The organism is Prauserella rugosa, assembly GCF_000719975.1.
GTDB lineage: Bacteria > Actinomycetota > Actinomycetes > Mycobacteriales > Pseudonocardiaceae > Prauserella > Prauserella rugosa.
Genome location: NZ_JOIJ01000005.1, coordinates 79,576 through 97,029, shown reverse-complemented (window position 1 = coordinate 97,029; position 17,454 = coordinate 79,576). Strand labels below are relative to the sequence as shown.

The following is a 17,454-nucleotide window of genomic DNA, read 5'->3' as shown; positions in this document are numbered from 1 at the left end:
GGGACATAAAGGTTGCACTCCACGGTAGATTCGCGCACCGACTCAGGAGGTGTGTGATGTCACAGGTTGGCAGTGAAGCCACGGCCGCTACCGGCGAAACGGACGCCGGCACCAGCAGAAGGCGCTGGATCGGACTGGGACTCGGCCCGGTACTCGCCGCGCTGCTGTACGTCCTGCTGCCGAACACGTTGTCTGCGGACGGCAAAGCGGCAGCGGCAATCGCGATCGTGATGGCGACCTGGTGGGTCACCGAGGCGATCCCGCTCGCGGCGACCGCACTGTTGCCGCTGGTGCTGTTCCCGTTGTTCGGGGTCGCGGAGATCGGCGACGTGACCGCGCCGTACGCGAGCGACATCATCTTCCTGTTCATGGGCGGGTTCATTCTCGGACTGGCCATGCAGCGGTGGGGCCTGCACAAGCGGTTCGCGTTGCGCACGGTGTTGTTGGTGGGCACCAGCCCGGTGCGGCTGATCGCGGGCTTCATGATCGCCACCGCGTTCCTGAGCATGTGGGTCAGCAACACCGCGACCGCGGTGATGATGCTGCCGGTCGGAGTGTCGGTGCTGGGCCTGGTGCTGCAACTGGGCAACGGCAAAGGGGACCCGAACTTCGCAACAGCGCTGATGCTGGGTATCGCCTACTCCGCCTCGATCGGTTCGCTGAGCACGATCATCGGCACCCCGCCGAACGCCGTGCTCGTCGGCTACCTCAGCGAACAGGGCATCAACATCGGGTTCGGCGAGTGGATGTTGTTCGGCCTGCCCATCGCGATCGTGTTCCTGGTGATCGCCTGGGTGTTGCTGGCCAAGGTGATCTTCCGGCCGAAGCTCACCGAGCTGCCGGGTGGCCGCGAACTCATCCGCCAGCAGCTGGACGAACTCGGCCCGATGTCCCGCGGTGAGAAGAACGCCCTCGGCGTGTTCATCGGCGCCGCGGTGGCGTGGATCGTCCCGCCGTTGCTCGCCGACGAGGAGATCATGGGCGACGCCGCCATCGGCTGGCTCGCCTACGCCCAGGACAGCGTGATCGCGATGCTGATCTCGGTGCTGCTGTTCATCCTCCCCGCCCGCAAGGGCGTGCGAACGATGGATTGGGACACCGCCAAGCAACTGCCGTGGGGCATCCTGCTGTTGTTCGGCGGCGGTCTCGCGTTGTCGAAGCAGTTCGAGGAAACGGGATTCGCCGGGTGGCTCGGTGAACAGGTCACGAACCTCGACGTACTCCCGACGATCCTGTTCGTCGCCGTCGCCGTGCTGATCGTGCTGTTGCTGACGGAGCTGGCGAGCAACACCGCGATGGCCAGCATCTTCGTCCCCATCTTCGGGGCGGTGGCCGCAGGCCTCGGCATGGACATCATGCTGCTGGTCGTACCGGCAGCGCTTGCCGCGACGTGTGCGTTCATGCTGCCGGTGGCGACTCCCCCGAACGCCATCGTCTTCGGCTCCGGCCACGTCACCATGGGGCAGATGATCAGGGGCGGGTTCTGGCTGAACGTCGTCGCCATCGTGCTCGTGACGCTGGGGGTCTACACCCTCGGCGGCTGGGTCCTCGGCATCAGCCTCTGATCGCGCTCCGTGGGGCCGTGCGGCCCCGTACGGTGGCCTGTGCGATGGCCCCGTGCGATGGGCCCCGGCCGCACGGCCCCACGGAGACGACTGCGGACATCACCACGCCGGTGGACCGGGAGTCGTCACCCGGCCTCCGCGGTGGCCTCGAACTACGGCCGCCAGGTCGAGCAGTCGTGCGCGAACCAGGTCCGGACGTTCGTCGGTGATGAAGTGACCACAGTGGGCAACGCGTTCGAGGGTGTAGTCGTCGGCACGGGCCGTCGCGGCGGAGGCCAACGACGGGTGGATCGCCGGATCGTCGATGCCGAACAGCGCACGGATCGGCACCGTGGCCCTCCGCCGCTCCGGACGCCGCGCCATGGCGGGCACCTCGCGTAGCAGGAACGTGCGGTACGTGTCGACCGCGGCACGGGCGTTGTCCAAACCGCGAAGTCCGTCGGCGTAGACCCGTGCCGCCGCCGCGGGCACCCCGGCGCGCCGCAGCAACGTACGGACGAACGCCGTGCGACGGTGGAGAAGTACCCCACCGAAGGCGACCACCGGCTGGTACGCGAACCGCCACAGGTGCCTGCGCATGCCGGACGGCGACTGCCAGGGATGCGCGATGTTCAACGCCAGGAACCCGGCCACCCGTTCGGGAGCAAGCAGTGTCAGCAGGTGGCCGATCCAGCCACCCCAGTCATGCCCGGCCAGCAGTACCCGGTCGATGCCGAGCTCGTCGAGCAACGCGAGCACATCGCGTGCGACATCCTCCTTGGCCCAGCGGTGCGGCGCGGGACCCGACCAGCCGTAGCCCGGAAGATCAGGCGCGATGATGCGCATTCCGGGCGGTGGGTGCGCCAGCAGGTCGCGGTAGGCGTAGTGGTGCTGCGGCCACCCGTGCAGGGCGAGCACCGGTACTCCGGAACCGGATTCGGTGACGTGGAACCGCACCCCACGTGCTGTGACGAACCGCCGCCGCACACCGGGGATGTCGGGCGGTGCGATCCCCTCGTCGGACGGCACCTCGGTGCGGCTTCTGCCGTTCCGGACCAGCGGACGCACCATCCGCAACGCCGTGCCCGGAGTGAGCAACGACGTCGGTGGCGCGGACAGCGTGAATACCTCCAGGAACCTGGCTTGCAGTGCGATGTCGCGCGAGACCGCACCGAAGAACGTGTCGCCGAACGGGGCCAGCGTACGGATCGCCAACGGGAGCGGCCCGGTCTGCTTCCCGAGGATCGCGCGATCGGCCACGGCGGCAAGGTTCCAGGTGTCCCGGATCGGCCCGGCGGCCGCACGGAAGTATCGGCGCGGCAGGTCGTGTGTCCCCTCGCGCAGCGTGGCGGCGAGCGCATCGGCCTGCATCGCGGCCACCGTCATGCCCTGTCCGTACGTCGGATTGAGGCTGCACACCGCATCGCCCAGCACGAGCAGTCCTTCGGGGAAGGTGCGCATGCGGTCGTAGCGACGCCAGCGGCTGGTCGGAAACGTCCGCGATTCCGGCTCGCTCAACGGCTCCCCCGCGGTGAGCGCATCGAGCACGTGCGGCGGAGCGACGTCGGCGACGAACTCGAGCATTCCCGCGAGCTCCGACGGCGGTTTCCGCCCGCCCACACCGAACACCGAGACGTCCCACATCGCGTCCTCGTGCCGGAACAACGCCATGCCCTTCGGCCGCGCCGGCGTGGCGCTGATGAGCACCATCTTCTCGGTCAGCGCGCCGGGATCGATCCGCATCTGCAGGCTCGTGTAGGCGCCCCGGACCTTGATCGTGTCCTCATCCGGCCGCGCATAGCCGAGTTCCGCCAGCCACGCCGGGGTGCGCGCCCCACGGCCCAGTGCGTCCACGACGAGGTCGGCGTCGAGGTGCAACTGGCCGTCGGCCGACGTCGCCCGCACCCCCGTCACGCGTCCCCGGTCGAACCGGAGTCCGTCCACGGCACAACGGTCGACGACCTCCACGTTGGACAGTCGCGTCAGGTGTTCGCGCACGCGCTGCTCCAGCATCGGACGGCTGGGAACGTGGATCTCCGCCCCTGGCCCCGGCGCGACACCGCGGAGGTGATGTCCCACCACCTCGAACCGGATCTCGTCGGGGTAGTCCCGGACCACGGGTACGCCGCGCCGGGTGAGGTCGGCGAGCAGCCCCGGGAAGAACCGGTCGATCAGTTGTCCACCCCTGGGCAGCAGCGTGTGCCCGTGCGCGCCCTGGGGGACGCCGCGTCGCGGGTGCACTTCGCCGGGTAGCTCGTCCCGATCGAGCACCGTCACCGCCGCGTAGTGCTCCGACAGCACCCGGGCCACGAGCAGTCCGCCCATTCCGGCGCCGAGGACGACCGCGTGTTCACCGTGGGTCCGCATGACAAGCCTCCTTGCTGGTCACGACGTGCGTAACATTGTTACATTGCTAGGTGTAACATAGTTACGACAGACTTGGCCACCATGAGCACGAAAGAACGGTTGATCGAAGCCGGACTCCGGGTGATCGAGACGGAGGGGGCCGAGGCGCTCAACGCGCGCAAGCTCGCGGCCGAGATCGGCGCCTCGACGACGACCGTCTACACGCATTTCGGCGGGATGGCCGGTCTGTACGAGGCGCTCGTGCGGCAGACGTTCATCCGGTTCGGCGAGGCACTGACGGCGGTGGAACGCACCGACGACCCCGTGGTCGACCTGCTCGCGCTCGGCGTCGCCTACCGGGAGTTCGCGCTGGCGAGCCCGCAGCGGTACCGCCTGATGTTCGGCGTGACCGGCCTCGGTAGCGGCGCCCTGGTGGCACAGGACCTCACCGCGGGTGGCGCGCCCAGCGGCCTCGCCGAGGCGACGGCGACGTTCGATCAGCTGCGGGAGGCCGTGCAGCGCGCCCTCGACGCCGGACGCATCCACGGGGACGACGCCACCGCCATCGCCGGACAGTTCTGGAGCACGATCCACGGTTTCGTGCTGTTGGAGATGTCGGGCTTCTTCGGCACGGAAGGCCACGGGGTCACCACGGTCCTCGCCCCGCACGCGGAGAACCTCCTGATCGGACTCGGCGACGATCCGGAGAAGGCCCGGGAGGCGACGCGGAGAATCCTCGAGTGGGCCGCGAGTCGCGCCGACGCCGCACCCATGCCCGCCCTCGCAGCGGACACCCACCGGCCCATCGACGTCCGCCGCGGACGCAGACCACGTCCCCGGACGTGACCCGTGTTGCGCCCCCGGGAGCCCGTGTTGCGCGCTCAGGTGCGCGTGTTGCGCCCCCGGGAGCCCGTGTTGCGCGCTCAGGTGCGCGTGTTGCGGCCCCAGGTGCGCGTGTTGCGGCCCCAGGGGCTCGTGTTGCGGATTCGGGGCCCGTGTGGCGACTACTCGCCCAGCACCCCGGAGATCCGCAACCGCCGGATCACTTCTTCTTCGGCTTCTTCGCCGGTCTCGGGTGGAAGTCCGACGGTGCGAAGGTGAACACCGTGTAGGAGCGGTCGTCGAGTGTGAAGCGTCCGTGCTTACGCATGCCGAGTCCACGGTGGACCTGCAGTGCGCGTTCGTTGGTGTTGTCGACGAAGAGTGCCGCGGTCGGGTAGCGGTCACCGAGCATCAACGCCATGCCCGACAGCAGGGTCCGGATGATGCCGCGACCGCGGAAACCCGGGTCGACGACGACGGGTCCGTAGAGCAGCACGGGCCCCTCGAGGCTCTTGGTCATGGCCAGGGCGCGACGGGCTGGGCCCGTGAAGCGCTCCGGGTCGCCGCCGTCGACGGTGAGCACGGCCGCCACGACGGTGTCGTCGTCCTCGGCCAGGAAGATCCCCGGCCCGCCGGACAACTCGGCGAGTGCCGACTCGTCCCAGTCGCCTTCGACGAAACCCTGTTCACCGCGGTCCTGCTCGGCAACGGCGTCCTCGTGCGAGGACCGCAACAGCGACAGGATCGCAGGCCGGTCCTCCGTGGCCGCGACACGCACCGACATAGCCATGGCTCGACCCTATGCGCCGCCCTCCGCGGCACCGGCGACCGGCACCTCACGCCAGGGGCGTGTCCGGCGGGTTGCGCGAAGTCAGGACGCGGCGGGGCCGCCGCGGTAGCATGATCGGCGTCAGAAGTCGGCCGAAACGGCGGCCGGCAGTCGGAAGGCAGTTCGATGACCACACCGCCCACAGAATCCGGCCCGCGCCCGCTCGGCCTCGACAGCCCGGCCCGCGTCCCGGCGCTCCGGACCGCGGTCGCTCCGCTGGAGCAGGCTGTCGGCGATCGCGTCGAGGTGGCGGTCGATCGGCTCGACCGCCTCGGCCAGTGGATCGTGCTGTTCGGCACGATGCGCGACCCCGACGGTGGCCGCCCGGACTTCGCGGGCACCGCCTTCGAGCGGCAGGCGGCGAACGGCCAGCTGTCCGACCTCTACGTGGCGCTGGTCAAGGCGCCGGACGGGCAGAACTCTGGCTGGGAGCTGCGCGAGTGTGCGATCGGGCCCACCGACGTCGCCTGGGCGAACTGGGCCGCGGAGCACTCCGTGCCGCCTGAGCTGTTCGGCTCCTCAGCCGGCTGACTCGCGCCTGCCCACCGACGCGACCTGTCCGCCGACACGACCTGCCCGCCGACACGACAGTGCCCGGGCGCGGCGTGGGCCGCACCCGGGCGTCGCGAACCGGGTTAGTTCTTACCCATCGTCTGTTCCACCAGTCCCGGTGGCGGCGCGAGCACCTCGACCATGCCGCTCTCGCCGCCCGCGCTGATGCTCTGCGAACCGTCCGGGTTGATGTTGTTGGAGCCGATGAACGGCGGGTCGCCGTCGCCGACCATCACGGTGTGTCCACCGTCGTTGGAGATGACGACACTGCCCGGTGGCGCCTCGGACACCGGCACCGACTGCCAGCCGTCCGCCTTCAGCTTGGCGGCCATGTCGGACACGCTGTCGCTGTGCCAGTCGATCCAGCCTGCCTTCTCCAGACAGGCCGTGACGAAGTTGGCGCAGCACACGTTGGTCGGCACGTTGTTCATCGGCAGCTCGCCGCTGGCGATGAGCTGCGCGGCCGACTTGCCCATGACGCTCTCGGCGATCGCGGCCGGGTTGTCGCCGGTGACGTTGACCTTGCCCGGCGTTCCCCCACCCGGCGCGACACCGGACGCGGCGTAGTCGGCTCCACCGCCGCCACCGGCACTGCCGCCGCCTCCGCCGCTGCTCACCGCGGGTGCGTCGCCGCCGGCCATGTTGATCGGTGCGGGTGAGGCGTTCGAGGCCGACGTGGACGCCGCGCCGGAGTCGGCGGGCAGGAGTTCGACGAACCCGCCCTCGATCTCGAGGCCCAGCGGTTTGAGGAGCTCGTCGATCTCGGACTCGGCGTTGTCGAGCAGCCGTTTGATGTCTTCCTTCTTGCCGTTGGCGTCCCGCTCGTTGAGGTTCCGGAGCCGTTCGATCTCCTCGGCGGCCGACGAGATGTCGTTCTCGTCGTCGGAGCTGTTCTTGCGGTCGCGGGCGGCGGAGATGAGCTTGCGGTTCTCCGCGTCCTTCTCCCCCGCCTCCTGAGCGAGCTGGGCGACCTTGCGCTTGACGTCCGCGAGGATCTCGGACACGCCGGCGAGCGCCTTCCTCGCGGCCTCGGCCTTGTCGCTGACCTTGTAACTGGCCTTGCTGAGCTGGCTGAGGTGTTCGGCGACGGCTTCGGCGTCCTTGCCGTCCCAGCCGCGCAGGACGTCCTCGCGGAAGGCCTTGAGATCGTCGCCGACGTTGCCTGCGGTGGCGCCCGCACCGCCGATCTTCTTGGCCTGTTGGTTCACGGCACCGGATTTGAGCTGTTTCGCCTGCTCCGCGTGCCGGTCGATGTCGTCCATGGCCTTCGGCCGGTCGAGCGAAGGGTCGTCGAGTGTCGACGGGTTCTCTACGGTTGGCATCGGTTGTTCCCCTGGGCTTCCGTCACGAATTCCGATCAAGCCTGCTCGGGGCTGCCGCCACCGAAGGTGCGCACGCCCTCGGCCTCGTCGTTGCGCATGCGCAGCGCCGCCTCGGTCAGCGCGAGCGAGGCCGAGTCGACGAGGTTCTCGGCGGCCTTCAGCTCGGCGTTGACTTTGCCGTAGAACCCGTTGATCGTCTCGCCTGCGCTGGCGGCGTTCTTGAGGGAGCCGAACGCGCCGCCGGAGTCGGAGTCGGAGTCGCCCTCGCCCAGTTCGCCACGCGCGCCGATGCAGACGTCTTTGAGCTGCGTGACCTTCTTGGCCAGTTCGTCGATGTGATCCGGGTCGAATTGGCGGCTCATCTGTTTCCCCTCAGCGTCGATCCAGGCGCCCTGCTGTTGCAGATTAGCGGTTCCCGCGCTCCAGTTTCCGTTCTCGCGGACGTCCGCATGCCCGTTTCCGCGAAAATGGCTCCGGAACACCACTCGGACGCGCCCGGGACCTGGCCGGTTCCCGCACCGTCCGGGTGATGAGGGACAGCGACCTGGTCCCCGACCGCCGATCGGCGAGAGGTCCGGTCCTTTGGAGCAGGGCGGCGGGCCCAGGGCTTGCAGGGTCGACGAGACCACTCCCGGCCGAAAGAGGACCGCCGTGGATTCGCCGGGTGTTGCGACATCCCTGCGGAACGCAAAACGGCGAGTGCCCTTAACGAGCACTCGCCGTCTGTACGTGGAGCTGAGGGGAATCGAACCCCTGACCTTCTCGATGCGAACGAGACGCGCTACCAACTGCGCTACAGCCCCGGAGGGTGCCTCCCCTTTAAGGAAGCTCCATGAGCTTAGCAAGGCCGCTGAGCCCATGGAGCAGGGGGGTCCCTACTCGCCGACGGCTCGGCGGTACGGCAGTTCGCCAGGATCGCCGAGTTCGTGGAACGCGGGGTCCTCGTCGTCGATGTCGACGACGACCGTGTTGCGCGGCGGCCGCGGTGCGCGGCGGTGCTCGACGCTCACCAGCTGCGGGCCGGACTGTCCGGGCCTGCGCGCCGGTCGAGGGTCCACCGCGGAGTCCTCGTCATGGAAGCGCTCGTCGTAGGCGTACTCGTCGTCGAGGTCGTACTCGGAGTCGGCGTACCGCTCGGGCTCGGGAGCACGCCGTGGCCGACGCCCGCCCCCGGCGTACCGCGCCATCCTGCGCTGACGAATCTCCTCCTCGATGCGCACCTGACGACGCAGGTAGCCGAGGTACCCGACGAGCGCCACGTCGACGGCACCGTGCAGCCACCACAGCATCGGCGCCACGACGGCGGCGACGATCGCGCTCGCCACGGCCGCGATGAGCAGGATCAACACGACACGCTGGCGGTAGGCGTACTTGGCCCGCGCGGTGATCTCCGCGGCCTCCGGGTCGAAACCACCGCGGCCGGGTCGGTAGCGACGCTGGACCGGTTCGGCGTCGTCGACGTCTCGGTCGTCGCGGACGTCGCGGTCGTCGACAGGAGCACCGTCGGCCACGTCACCGGCGTCGTCGTAATCGGCCTCGGCCTGGTCGACACGGTGGTCGACACGGTCGTCGGCGTAGTCGGCCTCGTAGTCGGCGTCCATGTCCGGGTCCATGTCGTCCATGTCGTAGTCGTAGTCGTAGTCGTCGCGAGCGTCGGCGTCCTCGACGCGGCCCTCACGTGTGTTCGCATCTCCGGACACGGCGACATCCCTCCGCCCGTTGCCTCGCGTACCGCTCCGCACGATTCGACCCGCCAACGCGGAATCGCTGGTCTGTGTGACCTCCTGACGCTTGCGCGCCACCATGGGAACGAGAACGACAAGCCACGCCGCGGCGAGCCCGATAATGATCAACGAGCTTGGCATCTCCCGTCACCTCCCCGACCTGCTGGTCGTCCGCGTTGCCCCGCAGCGGCCCTCGAGCCGCCCCACTCCCGGCGCCCGCGAAGCTCTATGTCTCCACGCTGACAAATCACCACGTTAGTCACACGAGTAACAGAAAACCTGGAGACGCGCCGTACCGAACTTTGATTGCTGTCACCGGATCAGGTAGCAGCAGTGCGCTCGGCTAACTCGAATGGAGGTATGCCGCGGCACCTGCGGAAACGAGTCGTTCCACGAGGCCGGGGCCGGTTTCCTCGGCGGTCACGGCGAACGCCACGTGATCCCGCCAGGAACCTGCGACGTTGAGATATCGCTCGAACAGGCCCTCCCGGCGGAAACCGGCCTTCGTGAGCACGCGGATGCTGGCCGTGTTCTCCGGCCGTACGGTCGCCTCGAGCCGATGCAACTGTCCCGGCCCGAAAGCGTGGTCGGTGATCATCGCGAGTGCCGCCGTCGCGACACCGCGGCCCGTGAGGTCGGAGGCGACCCAGTACCCGACCCAGGCCGAACGCAACGCCGCCCGAACGATGTTGCCGACGGTGATCTGCCCCGCCAACGCACCGTCGACGGTGATCACGAACGGCAGACACTGCCCACGCCTGGCCAGCGACCGCAGGGACAGGCATTGCGACGGCCATGCCCACGCGGAGTTGCGCTCCTCCCAGGTGCCCGACGACGTCGGTTCCCACCGTTCGAGGTAGTCACGGTCCCGTAGCCGGATGCGGCTCCACGCGCCCGCGTCGCGCCACCGCACCGGACGCAGCGCCACGACGGAACCGTCGACCCGCAGCGGATCGGGCCGCGCGGGCCAACCCGGGTGCTGCGCACCGCCGCCGTCCGATTCCCAGCGCCGCTGCGACATCGACCCGACGATCCGGTCAGGCGCGCTGGGCCAGGAAGGTGACCTTCACCTGCTCACCTGCCGGCAGTTCGGTGACGTGCTCGTCGACGTTGATCAGGCAGTTCGCCTCGGCCAACGATGCGAGCAGGTGAGCGCCCGACGTCCCGAGCGGCTGCACCAGGTACTCGCCGTTGGTCTCGTCGCGCAGCAGCCGGCCACGCAGATAGCCGACCCGTCCCGACGTCGAGGCCAACGGGGACAGCAGGCGCGCGTCGACCGCCCTGCGGTGCGGGTTCTTCGTGCCCCGCGCCGCGCGGATCAGGGGCCGGATCATCACCTCGAACACGACCAGCGCGCTCATCGGATTCGCTGGCAGCAGGAAGGTCGGCACGGCGTCGGGGCCCAGCCTGCCGAAACCCTGCACCGATCCGGGATGCATGGCGATGCGGCGCACGTCGAGCTCACCGAGGTCCGACAGCGCCGCCTGCACCTCGGCACCCGTGGAACCGCCGGCACCGCCCGCGACGACGACCACCTCGGACATCAGCAGCCTGCCCTCGACCGTCTCGCGCAGGCGCCGCGGGTCGAGCGGGACGATGCCGACCCTGCTGACCTCGGCTCCCGCGTCCCTGGCCGCAGCGGCCAGCGCGTAGGAGTTGACGTCGTAGACCTGACCGACCGACGGCGTGCGGTCGACGTCCACCAGCTCGTCACCCACCGAGATGATCGACACCCTCGGCCGCGGGTACACGAGCACCTTCGACCTGCCCACGGCCGCGAGCAGACCAACCTGAGCGGAGCCGATCGTGTCGCCCTCACGCACGGCGACGTCCCCGATCTGGACGTCCTCACCCGTCCGCCGCACGTACCCGGCCGACGGCACGGACCGCTGGACCGTCACCTTCGCCTGGTGGCCGTCGGTGAACGCGGTCGGCACGACCGCATCGGCCAGCGTCGGCAGCGGGGCGCCCGTGGCCACCCGCACGGCCTGGCCCGGTTGCAGCCTCCGCGGCTGCCGGGACCCGGCCTGGATCTCGCCGACCACCGGCAGCTGCACGGGTTCCTCGCCCGCGGTACGCACGTCGACGCTCCGCACGGCGTAGCCGTCGACGGCGGCCTGGTCGAAGCCGGGCAGGGCCTGTTCGGCCACCACTTCCTCGGCACACGGCAGGCCCTGCGCCTCGGAGATCGCGACACGCACCGGGTTCGGCCGCACTGCGGCGTGCAGAACCCGGTTCAGCTGCTCGGCGACCGGCACGAACTCCTCGGCAGGGACGTCCGGCACGGCGGTCACCGTGGTGGTCGGCTCGGGTTCGCTCATCAGTCGACGGTCTCGATTCGTTCCTTCAGCCAGTCACGCAGCGCAGGGCCATAGTCGGCGTCCTGCAGGGCGAAGTCCACCGCGGCACGCAGGAAGCCACCCGGATTGCCCAGGTCGTGCCTGCCACCGCGGTGCACCACGATGTGCACAGGGTGCCCTTCCTCGATCAGCAGGGCGACCGCGTCGGTGAGCTGCAACTCACCCCCGCTGCCCGGGCCGATGCGGTCGAGCGCGTCGAAGATGGCTCGGTCGAGCAGGTAGCGACCGGCCGCCGCGTAGGTCGAGGGCGCGTCCTCCGGCGCCGGCTTCTCGACCATGCCGTGCACCCGCTTGACGTCGCCGTCGTCGGTGTCGGTCACGTCGAACACGCCGTACGGCGAGATCTGCTCCTTCGGGATGTCGAAGGCACAGAGCACGCTTCCACCGAACCGGGCGCGCACCTCTGCCATCTTGCTGAGCACGCCCGAAGGCAACACGAGGTCGTCGGGCAACAACACTGCCACGGCGTCGTCGTCATCGGTCAGCGCCGGAGCCGCCTGCGCGACCGCGTGGCCGAGGCCGAGGGCCTCCTCCTGGATCGCGACCTCGACGTCGAGCAGCCCCGGCGCCCTACGCACCTTCTCCAGCAACGCGGTCTTGCCCTTGGCCTCGAGGGTCTGCTCGAGCTCGGGGCGGGAACGGAAGTAGTCGACCACCGCCTGCTTGTCCGGCGAGGTCACGACGATCATGCGCTGGGCACCGGATTCGGCCGCTTCACCTGCGACCAACTCGATACCCGGCGTGTCCACCACGGGCAGCAGTTCCTTCGGGACGGCCTTGGTCGCCGGCAGGAATCTGGTCCCGAGGCCCGCGGCGGGAACGATGGCCGTGCGGAACGCGGTGTTACTCATGGGACCCGTCATGGCCGCAAACTCTAGCCTGAACGAGCGATTCAGGCCGACAATGACAGGCTGATAACGACGGGTGGCAACCGGACGTTCGCGTGAGACTCCCGTACGCGTGACGCTCGACCGCCGCCGAGTCCGGCATCCGCACCGATACCGGACCTGCCCTGGGAAAGGACGGCCGTGAACGCATCGCACCCGCACACCGGCTCCGGCTCGACCGACGACCTCAACAAGGCCGCGTGGCGACGGCGGATCGGGGCCGGACGCGCGGCGGTGTCGGCCCAGCAGCAGGTCAGCGAGGCGAACGCGCTGACCACGAGCGTCCGGGAGCTCGTCGGCGACCTGAACGCGCCGACGGTCTGCTGCTACGTACCGTTCGGCACCGAACCCGGCTCGATCGGCGTGCTCGACGTGCTGCGCGAGGCCGGCGCCCGCGTGCTCCTGCCGGTCATCCCGGACGAACGCGCACCACTGGACTGGTCCGAGTACACCGGGACGTCGAGCCTCGTTCCCGGGCCGTACCGCGGCGTGCTCGAACCCGGTGGCCCGCGACTCGGCGCCGAGGCGATCGGCGACGCGGCGATCGTCTTCGTGCCCGCGCTCGCCGTCGACCGGCACGGCGCCCGCCTCGGCAGAGGCGCCGGGTACTACGACCGATCGCTGGTGTTCGCCCGTGATGACGCCAGGCTGATCGCCGTGGTACGGGACGACGAACTCGTGGAGCGCCTGCCCGCCGAGCCGCACGACGTGCGCATGTCGGCGGCGCTGACCCCCGGAAACGGCGTGGTTCCCCTCGCAGGCACAGCCTGACGACGCCTGTGACTTGAGGGCTTCGCGGTCGGCTGTCTCCGGTGTGACCTGGGCCTGATTGCCTCCGCGGAATGTCATGCCGCACAATCTCGTTAGCACTCTTAGGAGTCGAGTGCCAACGCCTGAAGGAGCACCTGTGCCGACCTATCAGTACGCCTGCAAGCAGTGCAGCCACCAGTTCGAGGTGGTCCAGTCGTTCTCCGACGACAGCTTGACCGAATGCCCCGAATGCCAGGGCGTTCTGCGCAAGCTGTACGGAGCCGTGGGTGTGATCTTCAAGGGGAGCGGCTTCTACCGCACCGACTCCCGTTCCGGGAGCAACGGCTCGAGCAGCTCGTCGACCACGTCGGCGTCGTCCAGCGGTTCGTCCGGCTCCGACTCGTCATCGGGCACCTCCTCCAGCTCGGATTCGTCCAGCTCTTCCTCGAGCGCGTCGACGTCGTCGTCGAACTCGTCGAGTTCGTCCTCCTCATCCTCCACGTCCGCGTCGACGCCGGCGGCCAGCTGAGCCGAGTTGTCCACAACGACCCGGTTGTCCACAGGCTCGCGAATCGGGTCTTTCCGACCGCGTTGACGACCTCCTAGCTTCGATCGGGCCGAGGCGAACCCGCCCCGGCCCGATACGAACCTGGGGGCGTGGATGACCACGAACGTCACGCGCATAGGGACGCGATGGGCGGCGGCCCTTCGAGCGCGGCCACTTCCGGCGCTGCGCAGACTGGTCGCCGTCGCACTTCTTCTCCTCGCGGCCGTCCTGGCCGCCCACCCCGCCACCGCAGGGGACGGCGCCACCCGCCCGACTCTGGTATTCGCGCGAGACGTCGCACTCGGCACGACGCTCAAGGCGGCCGACGTGCGCACGGTCGAACTCCCCGCGTCCGCCCGCCCGCACGGCGCCATCGCGGAACCGGACAAAATCGCTGGCCAGCGCCTTGTGGGTGTCGCTCGGCAGGGTGAACCTGTCACGGATTCCCGCCTCGCCGACCTCGCGCCGACGCCTGCGGGAACGGTCACGGTCCCGGTCCGACTGGGCGATGCGGACATCGCTCCCCTGTTGCATTCGGGGTCCCGAGTGGACATCGTCGCTCTCGGCCCGGATGCGTCCGATCACGGCGGTGAACAGGTCCTGGCCAGCGACGTTCCCGTGTTGTCGGTCATCGCGTCCGACTCCGGAGAAGGCGCCGCGAGGACGGCGAACGGCGCGGGCCCACTCGTGCTCGTCGCCGCGAAACCGGGCCCCGCGGCACACCTCGCCGCGATGTCGTTGTCCCGCCCCGTGACGGTTACGCTCCGGTAGCCATTCAAGTCCAATGTGGAAGGGAGCGGAGCGTGCTGAAGGGTTTCAAGGAATTCCTGATGCGCGGCAACATCGTCGAGCTTGCCGTCGCAGTCGTCATCGGTACCGCCTTCACCGCGATTGTCACGGCGTTCACCGAAAGTCTGATCCAGCCGTTGATCAACGCGATCGGCGGGAGCGACGCGGCTCAGGGACTGGGCTTCCGGGTTCTGTCGGAGAACGGAAGCACGTTCCTCGACTTCGGAAGTGTCATCAACGCCGCGGTCAATTTCGTGATCATCGCGGCTGTCGTCTACTTCCTGGTGGTGCTGCCGTTCCAGAAGCTCCAGGAACGTCGCAAGCGCGGTCAGGAGGAGGAAGTGGCTCCCACCGACACCGAGCTGCTCACGGAGATCCGCGACCTGCTTCGGGAGCGTCAGGTCGGCGACCGCAGCTGATCCTGCGCTTCACCGGTCGTGATGCGGCGGCCGGTTCTCCCGGTACCAGTCGTCGGACGAGCCGGAACCGCGACGCGGGTCCCACTCGTCCGACGTGGTCTCGGGAAGCACGTCACCGAACACCTCGGCGAGTTTGCGCCGAAGCGCAGGCGACGGCGCAGCGCGCCGGTGTTCTGCACCGCCTGATTCCTGGTCGGCACCTTCGCGCCCGTCCGGTTCGGTCATCGCAGCCGGCCCACCGGTCTCAGTCGCCGTCCAGGCCGGACAGCTCACCGATCACGTACGGCAGCAGGGTCGACAACGTCGCCATGCCGTCGCGCACCGCGGGCCGCGAGCCCGCGAGGTTCACCACGAGCGTGCTGCCGGACAGGCCCACGAGGCCACGGGACACGCCTGCGTCGACGGCCCCCGCCGCCAGCCCCGAGGACCGGAGCGCCTCGGCGATGCCCGGCACCGGCCGATCGAGCACGCCGGAGGTGGCGTCGGGCGTCACGTCGCGTGGCGACACGCCCGTTCCCCCGACCGTCAGCACGAGGTCCACACCACCGATCACGGCGGTGTTGAGCGCATTGCGGATCTCGACGATGTCGGCACGGACGACGACCGAGCCGTCGACGATGAATCCGGCCTCCTCGAGCAGTTCGGTGACGAGCGGGCCGATCGAGTCGTCGGTCTCGCCTTGGGCGGTGCGGTCGTCGACCACGACCACGAGAGCGCGGCCCAGCCGCTGTGCACTCCGTTCCATGACTCCTACCGTAGTGGTCGGTTCGCCGGATCCGCGTAAGCCTCACTCCGCGTTCCGGCTGCGTCTGCGGGCCGTCACACGACCACGCGCGAGCCGGACGGAAGAGGAAACCGGCTCGCGCGTGGTCCCACACCCTCCGCGGCACGGCACGTGCCGCCTCGAGCGGTGGTTGGTCTCGGCCGCGATCCGCGGCCGAGCGTCATCAGTTCGGATCGACCGGCTGGCCGCCGAGCGTCACATCGACGGTGCGCCCGCCTTCGAGCGTCAACGTGACCTTCTCCCCCGGAGCCCTGGTGCGGATCGCCGCGACCAGCGTGTCCGAGTCGTCGACGTTGCGGTCGCCGATCTTGACCACGACGTCGCCCCCCTTGAGACCCGCCTTGTCGGCCGGGCTGTCGGCCTCGACGTCGGCGATGGCCGCGCCGCCCTGCCTGGCGTTGCCGACCGTGGCACCGATGAAGGTCTGTGTCGCATGGCCGTCCTCGATGATGTCGTCGGCCGTGCGCCGCGCCTGGTCGATCGGGATCGCGAAGCCGATACCGACGTTGCCGGCCTCCTGCTGGCTCATCCCCGAGGACGGGCTGTAGATCGCCGAGTTGATCCCGATGATCTGGCCCTTCATGTTCACGAGCGGACCACCCGAGTTACCCGGGTTGATGGCGGCGTCGGTCTGGATCGCGTCCATCACGGTGGTCTGGTCGCCACCGCCGCCTGCCGACACCGGCCGGTGCAGCGAGCTGACGATGCCGGAGGTCACCGTGCCGGCCAGCTCGTACGGCGAGCCGATCGCCACGACCTGCTGTCCGACCCGGAGGTCGTCGGACCGGCCGAGTTCGACGGCGGGCAGATTGCTCGCGCCTTCGGCCTTCACGACCGCGATGTCGGTCGTCGGGTCGCGGCCGACGACCGACGCATTGGCCGTCTGACCGTCGTTGAACACCACCTGGATCTGACCGCCCTCGGCGGCGCCCGCGATCACGTGGTTGTTGGTCAGCACGTAGCCGTCATCGCTGATGATGAAGCCGGATCCCTCGCCGGCCCCCTGGCTGCTGACGGTCTTGAGCTGGACCACGCTCGGGCTGACCTTCTGTGCGACCGCCTCGGCGGTGCCGTCCTCGGCGTTGCCGGTCTGCCTGGCGGGCCGTTCCTGGTCGAGCGAGTTGACGGTGGTCCCGGTCGAACTGTCCGCGGCGAGGTAACCCCCGACCGCGCCGGCACCGCCGCCCACGAGCAGGGCCAGTACCGCCACTCCCACCATGAGCTTGGAGGCGCCACCGCGCCCGTTCCGCGGGGCCGGGCCCTCCTGGACCGGGGCCATCTGACCGCCCGGTTGTCCGCCGAGGGTCCCGTAACCACCGGGGTAGGTCTGCTGACCGGGTGCGGCGTACGGGTTGGTTCCCTGCTCGCCGTGCTGAGGATGGCCCGTTTGCCCCGCATACCCACTGCCGTACTGCGCTTGCTCCGAGTGCGATGGAGCCCCGGAATGACCGGCGTGGGACTGCGCCGCGTAGGCCTGCGCGGGTTGTTGCTGATCATCCTGCGGGACCTGTCCACTCGCCTGCGACTGCGCGCCGCCCTGCTGCGCAGGATCATGCGCTTGCGCAGCGTCATGGGCCTGCGCCGGGTCCTGAGCGTGCCCGCCCTCGAAGGTCTGCGCGGGCTGCTGCGCTTGCGCGGCGCCCTCCGCCGACCACGGGCTGGGCGCCGCACCGGACGCGCCCTGCTCCTGCTCCGGTCTGTTCTGGGCGGGAAAGCCCGACGACGGAGTCTGGGAGTTGTCCGCGAAGGTGGGGTCGTTCTCGCTCATGTCCTCATGAT

At 69.5% G+C, this 17,454-nt stretch carries 18 protein-coding genes, 1 tRNA gene and 1 pseudogene; 7 read left to right on the top strand and 13 right to left on the bottom strand.

The window, feature by feature from the left end; genetic code table 11:
- Positions 1-56 precede the first annotated feature (56 nt).
- Positions 57-1,565 (top strand): SLC13 family permease, encoded by a 1,509-nt coding sequence (locus tag IF64_RS0108960; RefSeq protein ID WP_030531571.1) that lies wholly within the window; start codon positions 57-59, stop codon positions 1,563-1,565.
- A gap of 99 nt (positions 1,566-1,664) precedes the next feature.
- Here the strand turns inward: IF64_RS0108960 and IF64_RS27660 are convergent, their stop codons facing one another.
- The gene (locus IF64_RS27660; RefSeq protein WP_211252550.1) at positions 1,665-3,911 is read right to left on the bottom strand and encodes an alpha/beta fold hydrolase; all 2,247 of its coding nucleotides are present in this window, start codon (positions 3,909-3,911) and stop codon (positions 1,665-1,667) included.
- An 81-nt stretch (positions 3,912-3,992) separates the two neighbouring features.
- Here IF64_RS27660 and IF64_RS0108945 point away from each other — a divergent pair, with 81 nt between their 5' ends.
- On the top strand, positions 3,993-4,736 hold the full coding sequence (locus tag IF64_RS0108945; protein WP_084705748.1) for a TetR/AcrR family transcriptional regulator: 744 nt from the start codon (positions 3,993-3,995) through the stop codon (positions 4,734-4,736).
- Between the two features lie 196 nt (positions 4,737-4,932).
- On the opposite strand, the gene IF64_RS25995 is transcribed toward IF64_RS0108945, so the two are convergent.
- Complete coding sequence (locus IF64_RS25995) at positions 4,933-5,502, bottom strand: GNAT family N-acetyltransferase (protein WP_084705747.1); 570 nt, start codon at positions 5,500-5,502, stop codon at positions 4,933-4,935.
- A 165-nt stretch (positions 5,503-5,667) separates the two neighbouring features.
- Between IF64_RS25995 and IF64_RS0108935 the strand changes: the two genes are divergently transcribed.
- Positions 5,668-6,072 carry a hypothetical protein gene (locus tag IF64_RS0108935; RefSeq protein WP_030531568.1) on the top strand — a complete coding sequence of 135 codons (405 nt, stop codon included), beginning with the start codon at positions 5,668-5,670 and terminating at the stop codon, positions 6,070-6,072.
- A gap of 104 nt (positions 6,073-6,176) precedes the next feature.
- Here IF64_RS0108935 and IF64_RS0108930 read toward each other — a convergent pair whose 3' ends face one another.
- From IF64_RS0108930 to IF64_RS0108900, 7 genes are all read right to left on the bottom strand, one after another.
- On the bottom strand, positions 6,177-7,415 hold the full coding sequence (locus tag IF64_RS0108930; protein WP_051757611.1) for a peptidoglycan-binding protein: 1,239 nt from the start codon (positions 7,413-7,415) through the stop codon (positions 6,177-6,179).
- A 35-nt stretch (positions 7,416-7,450) separates the two neighbouring features.
- Positions 7,451-7,777 carry a hypothetical protein gene (locus IF64_RS0108925; RefSeq protein ID WP_030531566.1) on the bottom strand — a complete coding sequence of 109 codons (327 nt, stop codon included), beginning with the start codon at positions 7,775-7,777 and terminating at the stop codon, positions 7,451-7,453.
- A gap of 368 nt (positions 7,778-8,145) precedes the next feature.
- Positions 8,146-8,218: transfer RNA gene (locus tag IF64_RS0108920), tRNA-Ala, on the bottom strand.
- Between the two features lie 72 nt (positions 8,219-8,290).
- Positions 8,291-9,280, bottom strand: coding sequence for a divisome protein SepX/GlpR (sepX, locus tag IF64_RS0108915; RefSeq protein ID WP_030531565.1), 990 nt, complete (start codon positions 9,278-9,280; stop codon positions 8,291-8,293).
- Positions 9,281-9,482: 202 nt separating this feature from the next.
- The gene (locus IF64_RS0108910) at positions 9,483-10,160 is read right to left on the bottom strand and encodes a GNAT family N-acetyltransferase (protein WP_051757608.1); all 678 of its coding nucleotides are present in this window, start codon (positions 10,158-10,160) and stop codon (positions 9,483-9,485) included.
- Between the two features lie 16 nt (positions 10,161-10,176).
- Positions 10,177-11,460 carry a molybdotransferase-like divisome protein Glp gene (glp, locus tag IF64_RS0108905; RefSeq protein ID WP_030531563.1) on the bottom strand — a complete coding sequence of 428 codons (1,284 nt, stop codon included), beginning with the start codon at positions 11,458-11,460 and terminating at the stop codon, positions 10,177-10,179.
- Positions 11,460-12,362: a UTP--glucose-1-phosphate uridylyltransferase gene (locus IF64_RS0108900; RefSeq protein WP_030531562.1), complete on the bottom strand. Its 903-nt coding sequence runs from the start codon at positions 12,360-12,362 to the stop codon at positions 11,460-11,462. Before IF64_RS0108900 ends, glp begins: the two co-directional genes overlap by 1 nt.
- Positions 12,363-12,527: 165 nt before the next feature.
- Here IF64_RS0108900 and IF64_RS0108895 point away from each other — a divergent pair, with 165 nt between their 5' ends.
- Positions 12,528-13,157, top strand: coding sequence for a 5-formyltetrahydrofolate cyclo-ligase (locus tag IF64_RS0108895; RefSeq protein WP_051757605.1), 630 nt, complete (start codon positions 12,528-12,530; stop codon positions 13,155-13,157).
- Between the two features lie 76 nt (positions 13,158-13,233).
- Positions 13,234-13,434 (top strand): annotated as a pseudogene (locus IF64_RS28130) (FmdB family zinc ribbon protein); the annotation flags it as partial.
- 14 nt (positions 13,435-13,448) lie between these two features.
- Here IF64_RS28130 and IF64_RS28125 read toward each other — a convergent pair.
- On the bottom strand, positions 13,449-13,679 hold the full coding sequence (locus IF64_RS28125) for a hypothetical protein (protein WP_342779971.1): 231 nt from the start codon (positions 13,677-13,679) through the stop codon (positions 13,449-13,451).
- Positions 13,680-13,797: 118 nt separating this feature from the next.
- Here IF64_RS28125 and IF64_RS0108885 point away from each other — a divergent pair, with 118 nt between their 5' ends.
- The gene (locus IF64_RS0108885) at positions 13,798-14,454 is read left to right on the top strand and encodes an SAF domain-containing protein (protein WP_051757604.1); all 657 of its coding nucleotides are present in this window, start codon (positions 13,798-13,800) and stop codon (positions 14,452-14,454) included.
- A gap of 32 nt (positions 14,455-14,486) precedes the next feature.
- Entirely contained in the window at positions 14,487-14,891 is a 405-nt protein-coding gene (gene mscL, locus IF64_RS0108880; protein ID WP_030531558.1) for a large-conductance mechanosensitive channel protein MscL, read from the top strand.
- A 9-nt stretch (positions 14,892-14,900) separates the two neighbouring features.
- On the opposite strand, the gene IF64_RS25340 is transcribed toward mscL, so the two are convergent.
- The 3 genes from IF64_RS25340 to IF64_RS0108865 all read right to left on the bottom strand — a co-directional run bounded on the left by IF64_RS25340 (position 14,901) and on the right by IF64_RS0108865 (position 17,443).
- A complete protein-coding gene (locus IF64_RS25340; RefSeq protein ID WP_036876097.1) occupies positions 14,901-15,116 on the bottom strand; it encodes a hypothetical protein in 216 nt (71 codons plus the stop codon).
- A 19-nt stretch (positions 15,117-15,135) separates the two neighbouring features.
- Positions 15,136-15,636 (bottom strand): MogA/MoaB family molybdenum cofactor biosynthesis protein, encoded by a 501-nt coding sequence (locus IF64_RS0108870; RefSeq protein WP_030531557.1) that lies wholly within the window; start codon positions 15,634-15,636, stop codon positions 15,136-15,138.
- A 202-nt stretch (positions 15,637-15,838) separates the two neighbouring features.
- Positions 15,839-17,443, bottom strand: a complete 1,605-nt coding sequence (locus tag IF64_RS0108865; RefSeq protein WP_084705745.1) for a S1C family serine protease — start codon at positions 17,441-17,443, stop codon at positions 15,839-15,841.
- Positions 17,444-17,454: the final 11 nt, after the last annotated feature.

Excerpts from the sequence above, each read along its gene's own strand:
- IF64_RS0108870 (WP_030531557.1), bottom strand. The coding sequence starts at position 15,636 with ATGGAACGGAGTGCACAGCGGCTGGGCCGCGCTCTCGTGGTCGTGGTC.
- IF64_RS0108900 (WP_030531562.1), bottom strand. The coding sequence starts at position 12,362 with ATGACGGGTCCCATGAGTAACACCGCGTTCCGCACGGCCATCGTTCCC.
- sepX (WP_030531565.1), bottom strand. The coding sequence starts at position 9,280 with ATGCCAAGCTCGTTGATCATTATCGGGCTCGCCGCGGCGTGGCTTGTC.
- IF64_RS0108865 (WP_084705745.1), bottom strand. The coding sequence starts at position 17,443 with ATGAGCGAGAACGACCCCACCTTCGCGGACAACTCCCAGACTCCGTCG.
- IF64_RS0108960 (WP_030531571.1), top strand. The coding sequence starts at position 57 with ATGTCACAGGTTGGCAGTGAAGCCACGGCCGCTACCGGCGAAACGGAC.
- IF64_RS0108945 (WP_084705748.1), top strand. The coding sequence starts at position 3,993 with ATGAGCACGAAAGAACGGTTGATCGAAGCCGGACTCCGGGTGATCGAG.
- glp (WP_030531563.1), bottom strand. The coding sequence starts at position 11,460 with ATGAGCGAACCCGAGCCGACCACCACGGTGACCGCCGTGCCGGACGTC.
- IF64_RS25340 (WP_036876097.1), bottom strand. The coding sequence starts at position 15,116 with ATGACCGAACCGGACGGGCGCGAAGGTGCCGACCAGGAATCAGGCGGT.
- IF64_RS0108885 (WP_051757604.1), top strand. The coding sequence starts at position 13,798 with ATGACCACGAACGTCACGCGCATAGGGACGCGATGGGCGGCGGCCCTT.
- IF64_RS0108930 (WP_051757611.1), bottom strand. The coding sequence starts at position 7,415 with ATGCCAACCGTAGAGAACCCGTCGACACTCGACGACCCTTCGCTCGAC.
- IF64_RS25995 (WP_084705747.1), bottom strand. The coding sequence starts at position 5,502 with ATGGCTATGTCGGTGCGTGTCGCGGCCACGGAGGACCGGCCTGCGATC.
- IF64_RS0108925 (WP_030531566.1), bottom strand. The coding sequence starts at position 7,777 with ATGAGCCGCCAATTCGACCCGGATCACATCGACGAACTGGCCAAGAAG.
- IF64_RS27660 (WP_211252550.1), bottom strand. The coding sequence starts at position 3,911 with ATGCGGACCCACGGTGAACACGCGGTCGTCCTCGGCGCCGGAATGGGC.
- IF64_RS0108935 (WP_030531568.1), top strand. The coding sequence starts at position 5,668 with ATGACCACACCGCCCACAGAATCCGGCCCGCGCCCGCTCGGCCTCGAC.
- IF64_RS0108910 (WP_051757608.1), bottom strand. The coding sequence starts at position 10,160 with ATGTCGCAGCGGCGCTGGGAATCGGACGGCGGCGGTGCGCAGCACCCG.